This window comes from Providencia sp. PROV130 (assembly GCF_028482225.1).
Classification (GTDB): domain Bacteria; phylum Pseudomonadota; class Gammaproteobacteria; order Enterobacterales; family Enterobacteriaceae; genus Providencia; species Providencia rettgeri.
In genome coordinates this window covers 38475-48999 of sequence record NZ_JAMPQC010000003.1, presented here as the reverse complement: position 1 = coordinate 48999, position 10525 = coordinate 38475, and the positions used below count along the sequence as shown (strand labels likewise).

Below are 10525 nucleotides of genomic sequence, written 5' to 3'. Positions count from 1 at the left end.
GCTATATTTTTGCATAGTACTTTATTGTACTCAGTAAATTTCGATTTAGTGCTATTAAACACTAACTTGTTATTTTTACGCCAATTTAGCTGCTTTATTGCGTTTTTTTTCTGCAAACACCACCACAACGATTGTTCGATAACTCTTAAGAATAGGCTTAGTTATGTTATTTCTCTTAAAAAAATATATTGGTTCGCTATTGATGCCATTACCATTATTGCTCATCGTCGGGTTTATCGGGTTACTTTTGCTGTGGTTCACGCGCTGGCAACGTTGTGGGAAAGCATTTGCTACCCTAAGTTTAGTTTTAATAACCCTATTAGGGTTACAGCCTATTTCAGATACTTTGCTTGCTCCTGCAGAAAAACAATTTAATAAACGCTATGAACTTATCACTGAAACTCCACCTCAAGAGGTACGTTACATTGTTGTACTCGGGGGCGGTTTTACATATAACCCTGATTGGAGCCCAAGTTCTAACCTATTGAATAATAGCTTACCTAGAGTGACTGAAGGCGTCCGCCTTTATCTAAAACACCCCGGCAGTAAACTCATTTTCACTGGTGGTAAAGCAAGTAGCCCTATCAGCAGTGCCGAAGTTGCCGCACAAGTTGCGCAATCCTTGGGTGTTCCCGCACAGGATACGATCCCACTCACTGAACCCAAAGATACACAAGAAGAAGCTTATGAAGTTGAAAAAATTATTGGGAAATCGCCTTTTTTATTAGTCACTTCTGCTAACCATTTACCTCGAGCGATGACTATGTTTACTCAACGGGGAATGAACCCTTTCCCTGCACCCGCAAACCAGTTAGTTATCACGAGTGAAATTAATCCATGGGAGAAATACATCCCTTCCTCATATTACTTCGGTCATAGCGAACGTGCTTGGTATGAATTTCTTGGTACGCTTTGGTGGCATTTAAAACCCAATAACACACAAACGTTAGAAGAGCAGCTTGCCACGCCTGAAGTTATTACCGCTGAATAGTAACGAAAAAGGTGTAATCTATTGAGATTACACCTTTCATTTAGCTAAATCGCATATTAGCTATTCCAGCTATTAGGGAAATGCTGATTACTGAATAAATTGCTTTCTAACTAGTTCAAGGTCTTCAGGGGTATCAACACCAGCACCTGGTGTCGTTTTCGCAACATCCACATGAATTTTCTCTCCATACCAAAGCACCCTAAGTTGCTCTAACATTTCAATTTTTTCTAATGGGCTTGCTTCCCACTTAATATAACGGCGAATAAACCCTGCACGATAAGCGTATATACCAATATGACGTAAAAAGGTATCACCTATTGTGTCTTGGCTTTTCGCAAAGTTGTCTCTATCCCAAGGAATGGTTGCCCGAGAAAAATACAATGCATAACCTTCGTGATCAGTAACAACCTTCACAGCATTTGGGTTAAATGCTTCATGAGCATCATTAATAGGCACAGCAAGTGTCCCCATTTCAGCTTTGCTCCCCTGAAGGTTATGAGCAACTTGGCTGATAATCTCCGGTGGAATTAAAGGTTCATCACCTTGCACATTCACGATGATTTCATTGTCAGAAAAAGCGTAGGTATCAATAACTTCAGCCAACCTTTCTGTTCCAGATTGATGGTCTGGATTCGTCATACAAGCTTCGCCACCTGCTTCAATCACCGCTTTAGCAACATCAGCGTGATCTGTCGCAACTATCACTCGACTAGCACCCGATTTAATCGCTTGCTCCATCACTCGAACAACCATCGGCTTGCCATGGATATCGGCCAAAGGTTTACCAGGTAGACGTGTTGATGCATAACGAGCAGGAATAATAACCGTAAACATGATGATTACTGGCCTTCATCTAATGAAATAGGGCGCGCTTCATTTTCTAGCAATACAGGAATGCCATCACGAATTGGATAGGCTAGATGATCAAACTTACAGATAAGTTCAAGGTTTTCTTTATTATAACTCAATTTGCCGTGGCATACAGGACAGGCAACGATTTCAAGTAAACGGTGATCCATGTTTTCTCCCGAATGGATTTTAACTCACTTGGAGTCAGGATATCACATGCAGATATCACCGTTAACTTTAATCTTCCTGAATAAGATCTCCTGCAGGAGATGAGAGGATAAAGCAGGAGAAATTGTTCTGTTTATTATTTAATAAGCAATAACGTCAGCTGCCGTTACGCCATCCGAATTACGAGTAACAGAGAACTCAACGTTTTGACCTTCGAATAATGATTTGATTTTTTTATTAGCAATTGACTTTGTTGTCACAAATACATCATCACCACCATTGAATGGGGAAATAAAACCGTAACCTTCTTTTGCGTCAAACCATTTAACTCGACCCATATGTAATTGAAAATTCATATTAAAACTCCTTTTGTTCTGAGAACAATATTTTTATCTTTGTATCATTACTCTTTCTTGCTTCCCATTTATAAATTGCCGATCTATTAATACATCAAAGAGTAATTAAACTTTACCAATTCATGCGCACAAATCATTGTGCATATTTTATAACGCTCATAAATGTAGATTTCAGACACCGCAAATCTACTGAGAAGTTAACAGTCTATTTTGACATTATGATGACAAAACGCAGTGACAGCGACTTTACAGTATAGATTGTGCGAGGATATGAAGACTAACTAAAGAACGGAGCGTGAAATTTAAGCTAGTATGAAATCCAATTATCAATGTATTGCATCTAGATACATAATAAGTGGATCTATATCACATTGGCGATATTATTATCACAGAGGAACGTTATAGACAAGTTTTTTTGTTATTTGTAATAAGTTTTTTTATTCCACTTAAGATTTTTTCAGCGTCTGTCGGCTGTAATTGTGCTTGGACAGGCAGGAACCACCAATTCGGTTGTGCAAAAGCACGACATTTCACCGCATCCTTTTCGGTCATTAATAAGTTTTGCTCATTTTTAACTAACCGCGAAAGCTGTTTTAATTCATATGACTGATGGTCAGCAAAAGCATAAGTGTTAATGACATCTACCCCTTTGTTTTCTAATGAGGTAAAAAAACGAGGTGGATGACCAATACCTGCCATTGCGATAACCGCAGGTAATTGTGTAACCGCTCGTTTTTCACCACTAACAAGGTTACAAGCAACATCACCTTCAAGGGCCATTAAGGCTTCATTTTCTTGAGCTTCACCGCCGTTAACAACGACAGCATTGACACTCTTCAAACGCCCAGCCCTTTCGCGCATAGGCCCTGCAGGCAACCACCAACCATTACCAAACCGACGTTGACCATCAATAACGACAATTTCGTAGTCACGTTGCAATGCATAATGTTGCAGCCCATCATCAGTAATAATCACATCTAATGGAAATTTCTCTAGTAAAGCTTTAACTGCATCACTACGCTTGGGGGCAACCGCTACAGGAGATTTAGTACGATGAAAAATTAATACGGGCTCATCCCCTGCAACTTCAGTTGTCGTTGTTTCATCGAGTATCAGCGGGTACTTTTCAGATTTACCACCATAACCTCGAGAAACAACCCCCACACGGCAGCCTTCTTTAGTAAGTGATTCCACTAACCAGATAACAACAGGGGTTTTACCATTTCCCCCCGCTGTCAGGTTTCCAACCACTACCACTGGAATTGGGGCTTTCCATGAACGTTTTAGCCCGATTTTATAAACCACATCCCTAATTACCGTTACTAACCCATACAGGAAAGATAACGGCAGTAATAAGAGATACAGCCATGATTTACCAGACCAAATACGTTCTATCATTGTTTAAATTGAATACTATGTAATTGTGAATATGCGCCATCTTGAGCTAATAGCGATGCATGGTTACCACGTTCAATGATTCGTCCATCTTGTACAACTAATATTTCATCCGCATTTTCTATCGTCGATAGTCGGTGAGCAATGACCAAGGATGTTCTATTTTTCTGTAACTCGTCGAGGGCTGCTTGAATAGCACGTTCAGACTCTGTATCTAGTGCAGATGTCGCTTCATCAAGAATAAGAATTGGAGCGTCGCGTAGAAGTGCGCGAGCAATCGCAATTCTTTGACGTTGTCCGCCAGAAAGCATCACACCATTTTCCCCAATAACGGTATCTAGGCCTTTTTCAAGTTTAGCAATGAAATCCATTGCATAGGCCATTTCTGCAGCTTTCTCTATTTGCTCACGACTGTAGCTACCATCTGTTGCATAAGCAATATTATTCGCTATTGTATCGTTAAATAGATAAACATGCTGAGAAACTAATGCGACTTGGCTACGCAATGAAGACAATGTGTATTCACGGATGTCATGGCCATCAATTTGAATAGACCCTTCATCAATGTCATAAAAACGTGTAATCAAATTTGCAATTGTGGATTTACCTGAGCCCGATCGCCCAACTAAAGCAACTGATTTTCCTGCTGGCAAAGTAAATGAAACATCGTCTAACGCAGGATGCTCTTTGGTTGCATAGGTAAAGGTGACATGCTCAAATTTAATATCACCTTTAACTTCTTTAAGTACTTTGGTTCCATTATCTTTCTCTTGTTCAGAATCTAAGATAGCAAATAAAGTTTGGCAGGCCGCCATACCACGTTGGAATTGAGAGTTAACGTTCGTTAATGATTTTAATGGGCGCATCAATGCAAACATTGATGAGAATACAACAGCAATTGTACCTGAAGTTAGCTGATCACGAATTTCAGGAAAACTCGCAGCATATAGGACAAATGCTAATGCAAATGATGCAATTAACTGAACAATAGGGTCTGAAATTGCTGAAGCGGTTACCATTTTCATATTTTGGCGGCGCATATTGTTACTGACTTTATTAAATCGCTCAGTCTCAACTTTCTGCCCACCAAAAATTAAAACTTCTTTATGGCCTTTTAACATCTGTTCCGCGCTAGCCGTCACATGCCCCATACCCGTTTGCATGTTTTTACTGATCTTACGAAAACGTTTGGAGACAATACGAATAGTGACGGATACAACGGGGGCGATCACGATTAAAATAAGGGAGAGTTGCCAGCTATAATAAAACATCATCGCAAACAGCCCGATGATATAAGCACTTTCCCGAATAATTGTAATTAATGCCCCAGAAGAAGAGGATGCAACTTGTTCTGAGTCATAGGTAATCCTAGATAACAGTGTTCCTGTCGATTGCTGGTCAAAAAAACTAACCGGCATTCCCATCATATGACCAAATAATTTACGGCGCATGTTCATCACGACTTTACCTGCAACCCACGAAACACAATAGGTTGAAACAAAGCTAGACCCACCACGAACAATCATTAATCCTAACACCGCGAGCGGAAGCCATTTTAAAACGTCATTATCTGCCTTATCAAAGCCTTCATCCAATAAAGGTTTTAATAAAGAAATCATAAACGCGTCACCTGCTGCGTTTATGATAAGTGCTATTGCTGCAACGATTAAACCCGCTTTAAAAGGCGCTATTATCGGCCACAAGCGACGAAAAGTTTGTTTTGTCGAAAGGTCTTTATCATTCATACTTTTAATTACCAGACTTAATGTAAGCGCACTATTCTACTCGGGAAATAGCGGTAAGCCAAACCACAGATGATACCAGCGGGGCTGAATTTCATAGCGATAACGTGAAACCTGAATTTTTTCCTTTGTAAACCATAAAGTTAACTGTCCATCTTCTGCTGTATTTAACCATTTAATATTACTATTTTTATATCTAAAATAGACTTTTGGCGATGGAATTTTCCATGCACTGTACCTTGCTGATGATACTGCCACCATTGAAGGTTGAACATTTCTTAACAATAAATCTGTTGATGAAGTGCTGCTTCCATGATGTGGAGCGAAAAGAAGAGTCGAACGTAATTGGTTCTTGTACATTGCAACAAGTGATTTTTCCCCTTGTTTTTCGATATCCCCTGTTAATAAAATTTTATGGTGGCCATCCGTTAATTGAATGACACAAGAATCATTATTATGCGATATCGATGCTAACTTTTCAGGCCATAATACTTCAAAAGTTAATATCCCCCACCGCCATTTTTGGCCTTTAAAACATGGAAGGTGTGCCATATTTTTTATCTTATTAAGTTTATTATTTTTTTTCCTGTATGCCGAAGTTTTTTGTGGCCCAAAACTACTTCTTACGCTTAGCCATGGATATTGCTGGATTAAATAATTAGCCCCTCCAGTGTGATCGAAATGATTATGGCTTAGAATTACTCCAATTGGGGTTATATCATGATATTTAAGGAAAGGAATAATTTGACGCTGGGCATTGCTATCCCCTTTCCATGCATTACCTGTATCATAGAGTAACGCCAAATTATTTTGTTCTATCACAACAGCCAAACCGTGTCCGATATCTAATACCGTCATTCTCCAGCCTTCTTTGAATTGTTTACCACTTCCCCTTTCTAAGAAAATCAAAATAACCACACAACTAACAAGCCCGAAATAACGCTTGTACCACTTAAATAAGACAACAATGATACTTAGCCAACATATTAAGAATAAATAATAAGGGACATTGATGAATTCTGACCAAAAAGTACTTAAATAAGGTAATGGCTTTAACCCTAAGCCTATAACGCTATCTATCACATATAAAAGAGACTGCTGAACTACTTCTATTGGCACTAAAAAAACGACTAAAATAGCAGGAACAACACACCAAGAAACGAGTGGGACAAACCAAAGGTTAGCCACTAAGCCCATTACGTTAATACCATTAAATATGATAAGTTGCATTGGAATCAGTAATACTAGTAAGCCAATTTGTAAGTGTATTAATCCTATAATTTTTCCCTGTACACCTTTAGCTAAATAATATGGTAATGGAAATATTGATAACCAATAAAGAATGGCTAGAACAGCGAAACTAGACAACCAAAAACTATCTGACAAAATCGCCAATGGATCAAATAATAATATTCCAGCTATACTCCAAAGAGCCCATTGCCGAACAAAATACCTTGCTGGTTTATTTCTAATATATATCCATAATAGTAAGGCAAATAATGCTCGAGTCGCAGGGATAGCAAACCCCGAGATCCACGCATAAAAAATAGCTAATCCCAAACCTATTACTGTTGGCAGTATTTCATTGATATATTTTATTGGTAAAAGGTATTGAATTCCCCGAGCAATAAAAATGCCAAACAAGTAAGCTAAGCCAATATGCAAACCTGATATGGCCATTAAATGTGTTAAGTTCGTTTTTTGTAGTAAATAAGTTTGATCTGCGGGTAATAAACTTCTATCACCAAACATGAGTCCATAAATAACCCCTTTATTAGACAATGGATTAATTAGCTTCATATAATTATAAATGATTTTTTGCCTTACAGAACACCCCATTTGTAGTGGTTTTACTTTTTGGCTTTTCAAAACCCCTATAATTCTATTCGCCAAATAATAGCGTTGCAGATTAATTCCACCTTCATTTAGTGAGCTGTGCAATGGCCTTACTTTGCCATTGATTCGCCAAGATTGCCCTGCACAAACAGATTCTTTTGTTTTCCATGTTGCATATAGAGGCGGAAAAACAATATGGTTATTAATTTTTTCAATACGTACTTTGATTTTTTGCTCTTTGTTATTCAAAGGAATACCAATAATAACCACATCAATATCATTATTTTTGTTAGATAGGTAATTAATATGATTAATAATATTAACCCCATGCCAATTACCCCATAGAAAAAATATAATAATTAGTGCTAAAAATTTGCCTAACTTACCAAATAGAAAAAATATTATTAATAACATAAGAAATAAAAAAACAAATAACAATTCACTCAACATTATAATTTTAGGTATAAATAAAAGTGGTAACGTACCAAAAATCAATGCAATAGAAGTCATTGTTATCGAAACAGGTAAACTTTCACTAAAGATTGAATTATATTTTTTCAGTGGATTTTTTAGCCATCTTATTATGTAGATGATATTTTCTATCAATTTTTGTATCCCTACATAGCATTTATTCGCTTTAGTTTATTTATTTCTATTAGTTTTTTAAGTTTCTTTCTTTTATTTTACGTAGCGCTTTCCAGTATATTTTTCACTTACAAAAATGTACATATTCGTTTGCGAGGAGCTTCGCAAAATATCGATATACTACTCAATATGGTTTTGAATTGGTTTTAATATTTTTTATAAATATAGAGAATAGAGAGGTGTTGGTGTTGGTGTTGGTGTTGGTGTTGGTGTTGGTGTTGGTGTTGGTGTTGGTGTTGGTGTTGGTGTTGGTGTTGGTGTTGGTGTTGGTGTTGGTGTTGGTTAGATATAAAAAAACAGTGCCGTATAGAATACAAGCACTGTTTTGATGTAATAATTAAGATCTACAGCCTAATTATTGGCCGTAAATATTTACACGATCACGTAATTCTTTACCTGGTTTAAAATGAGGAACATATTTACCTTCTAGTTCCACTTTATCACCAGTTTTCGGGTTACGGCCAACGCGTGGAGCACGGTAGTGAAGAGAAAAACTGCCGAAACCACGGACTTCAATACGTTCACCGTTAGCTAACGTATCCGCCATATGCTCAAGAATTTCCTTTACAGCTTCCTCAACGGTTTTTGCTGAAAGATGAGACTGCTGGCTAGCCAGTCTTTCAATTAATTCAGACTTGGTCATAGTACCTCCCTAAACTACCGTTACAAAGGGACAACACTACTGTTGCCCCCACTTAATTATTCGCCTTTAGCTGCTTTGAAAGCTTCAGCCATAGCATTGTTGCCGAATGCTGTATCTTCTTGTTTGTTCACAGCTGCGACAGCGTCTTTCTCATCAGCTTCGTCTTTAGCGCGAACAGACAGGTTGATTACACGGTTTTTACGATCAACACCAGTGTATTTAGCTTCAACATCATCACCAACGTTCAGAACCAGTGTTGCATCTTCAACACGGTCACGTGAAGCTTCTGATGCACGCAGGTAACCTTCAACGCCCAGTGTCAGCTCAACAGTTGCACCTTTAGCATCAACTGCGATTACTTTACCAGTCACGATTGCGCCTTTCTTAGTTGCTGCTAAGTAGTTATTGAAAGGATCTTCAGCTAACTGTTTAACACCTAAAGAAATACGCTCACGCTCTGCGTCGACTTGCAGAACAACAGCTGCGATTTCATCGCCTTTTTTGTATTCACGAACTGCTTCTTCGCCTGCAACGTTCCAGGAGATGTCAGACAGGTGAACCAGGCCATCGATGCCGCCGTCCAGACCGATGAAGATACCGAAGTCAGTGATAGACTTGATTTTACCTTCAACGCGGTCGCCTTTGTTGTGAGTTTCAGCAAATTGCTGCCATGGGTTAGATTTGCACTGTTTCAGGCCCAGTGAGATACGACGACGTTCTTCATCGATATCCAGAACCATAACTTCAACAACATCACCAACGTTAACAACTTTAGATGGGTGAATGTTTTTGTTAGTCCAATCCATTTCTGAAACGTGAACCAGACCTTCAACGCCTTCTTCGATTTCTACGAAGCAGCCATAGTCAGTCAGGTTAGTAACGCGACCAGTCAGTTTAGTACCTTCTGGGTAACGTTTAGCGATTGCGACCCAAGGATCTTCGCCCAGTTGTTTCAGACCCAGAGAAACACGAGTGCGCTCACGGTCGAATTTCAGAACTTTAACATTGATTTCATCACCAACGTTGACGATTTCGCTTGGGTGTTTAACACGTTTCCAAGCCATGTCAGTGATATGCAGCAGGCCGTCAACACCGCCCAGATCAACGAATGCACCGTAGTCAGTAAGGTTCTTAACGATACCTTTAACTTCCATGCCTTCTTGCAGATTTTCCAGCAGTTGATCGCGCTCAGCGCTGCTTTCAGATTCAATTACAGCACGACGAGAAACAACAACGTTGTTGCGTTTCTGATCCAGCTTGATTACTTTGAACTCAAGCTCTTTGCCTTCCAAGTGAGTAGTATCACGAACTGGACGTACATCAACCAGTGAACCTGGTAAGAACGCACGAATACCGTTCAGTTCAACAGTGAAACCACCTTTAACTTTACCGTTGATAACACCAGTTACAGTTTCAGCTTCTTCGTAAGCTTTTTCCAGCATCAGCCATGCTTCATGACGTTTAGCTTTCTCACGAGACAGGATAGTTTCACCGAAACCATCTTCTACTGCATCCAGAGCTACATCGATTTCATCGCCAACTTGGATTTCTAGCTCACCCTGAGCATTTTTGAACTGTTCTACGGGGATAGCAGATTCTGATTTAAGACCTGCGTCAACAAGGACTACGTCTTTATCGATGGCAACAACAGTACCACGGACGATAGAACCAGGACGAGTTTCAATATTCTGCAGGGATTCTTCAAAGAGTTGAGCAAAAGATTCAGTCATATTAATGATCTTCAAGAGTTTTAAATTAACGTCCACTTAGCTTCCCGCCAAATGGGGTTGTTTCACATACCCCACAACATTCCATGTCGCAAGGTTGATGCTATGCTAATAATATAATCACATAGCGGTAACTGCGTATATTATCTAATTATAAGCTAAAATAAAGCCTA

Annotated in this window: 9 protein-coding genes; 1 reads left to right on the top strand and 8 read right to left on the bottom strand. The window is 39.0% G+C overall.

All coding sequences use genetic code 11. The annotated features are described in order from the left end of the window. The first annotated feature begins 163 nt into the window (after positions 1-163). Positions 164-991 carry an envelope biogenesis factor ElyC gene (elyC, locus tag PSF28_RS01325; RefSeq protein WP_210839486.1) on the top strand — a complete coding sequence of 276 codons (828 nt, stop codon included), beginning with the start codon at positions 164-166 and terminating at the stop codon, positions 989-991. Positions 992-1078: 87 nt separating this feature from the next. On the opposite strand, the gene kdsB is transcribed toward elyC, so the two are convergent. From kdsB to rpsA, 8 genes are all read right to left on the bottom strand, one after another. After that, positions 1079-1825 carry a 3-deoxy-manno-octulosonate cytidylyltransferase gene (gene kdsB, locus PSF28_RS01320; protein WP_210839488.1) on the bottom strand — a complete coding sequence of 249 codons (747 nt, stop codon included), beginning with the start codon at positions 1823-1825 and terminating at the stop codon, positions 1079-1081. Between the two features lie 5 nt (positions 1826-1830). Beyond that, positions 1831-2010: a Trm112 family protein gene (locus PSF28_RS01315; protein ID WP_115167639.1), complete on the bottom strand. Its 180-nt coding sequence runs from the start codon at positions 2008-2010 to the stop codon at positions 1831-1833. Between the two features lie 138 nt (positions 2011-2148). Next, on the bottom strand, positions 2149-2364 hold the full coding sequence (locus PSF28_RS01310; protein WP_004909576.1) for a cold-shock protein: 216 nt from the start codon (positions 2362-2364) through the stop codon (positions 2149-2151). 399 nt (positions 2365-2763) lie between these two features. Continuing rightward, entirely contained in the window at positions 2764-3762 is a 999-nt protein-coding gene (lpxK, locus tag PSF28_RS01305; protein WP_210839490.1) for a tetraacyldisaccharide 4'-kinase, read from the bottom strand. Continuing rightward, positions 3759-5504, bottom strand: coding sequence for a lipid A ABC transporter ATP-binding protein/permease MsbA (gene msbA, locus PSF28_RS01300; RefSeq protein WP_210839492.1), 1746 nt, complete (start codon positions 5502-5504; stop codon positions 3759-3761). Before msbA ends, lpxK begins: the two co-directional genes overlap by 4 nt. Positions 5505-5540: 36 nt before the next feature. Then, complete coding sequence (locus PSF28_RS01295) at positions 5541-7943, bottom strand: DNA internalization-related competence protein ComEC/Rec2 (protein ID WP_272684524.1); 2403 nt, start codon at positions 7941-7943, stop codon at positions 5541-5543. Between the two features lie 394 nt (positions 7944-8337). Next, on the bottom strand, positions 8338-8625 hold the full coding sequence (gene ihfB / locus PSF28_RS01290) for an integration host factor subunit beta (RefSeq protein ID WP_004256221.1): 288 nt from the start codon (positions 8623-8625) through the stop codon (positions 8338-8340). Between the two features lie 56 nt (positions 8626-8681). Beyond that, positions 8682-10355: a 30S ribosomal protein S1 gene (gene rpsA, locus PSF28_RS01285; protein ID WP_004909559.1), complete on the bottom strand. Its 1674-nt coding sequence runs from the start codon at positions 10353-10355 to the stop codon at positions 8682-8684. Between the last annotated feature and the right edge of the window lie 170 nt (positions 10356-10525).

Bases quoted from the DNA above. Each gene is read 5' to 3' on its own strand.
- elyC (WP_210839486.1), top strand. From the start codon at position 164: ATGTTATTTCTCTTAAAAAAATATATTGGTTCGCTATTGATGCCATTA.
- kdsB (WP_210839488.1), bottom strand. From the start codon at position 1,825: ATGTTTACGGTTATTATTCCTGCTCGTTATGCATCAACACGTCTACCT.
- PSF28_RS01315 (WP_115167639.1), bottom strand. From the start codon at position 2,010: ATGGATCACCGTTTACTTGAAATCGTTGCCTGTCCTGTATGCCACGGC.
- PSF28_RS01310 (WP_004909576.1), bottom strand. From the start codon at position 2,364: ATGAATTTTCAATTACATATGGGTCGAGTTAAATGGTTTGACGCAAAA.
- lpxK (WP_210839490.1), bottom strand. From the start codon at position 3,762: ATGATAGAACGTATTTGGTCTGGTAAATCATGGCTGTATCTCTTATTA.
- msbA (WP_210839492.1), bottom strand. From the start codon at position 5,504: ATGAATGATAAAGACCTTTCGACAAAACAAACTTTTCGTCGCTTGTGG.
- ihfB (WP_004256221.1), bottom strand. From the start codon at position 8,625: ATGACCAAGTCTGAATTAATTGAAAGACTGGCTAGCCAGCAGTCTCAT.
- rpsA (WP_004909559.1), bottom strand. From the start codon at position 10,355: ATGACTGAATCTTTTGCTCAACTCTTTGAAGAATCCCTGCAGAATATT.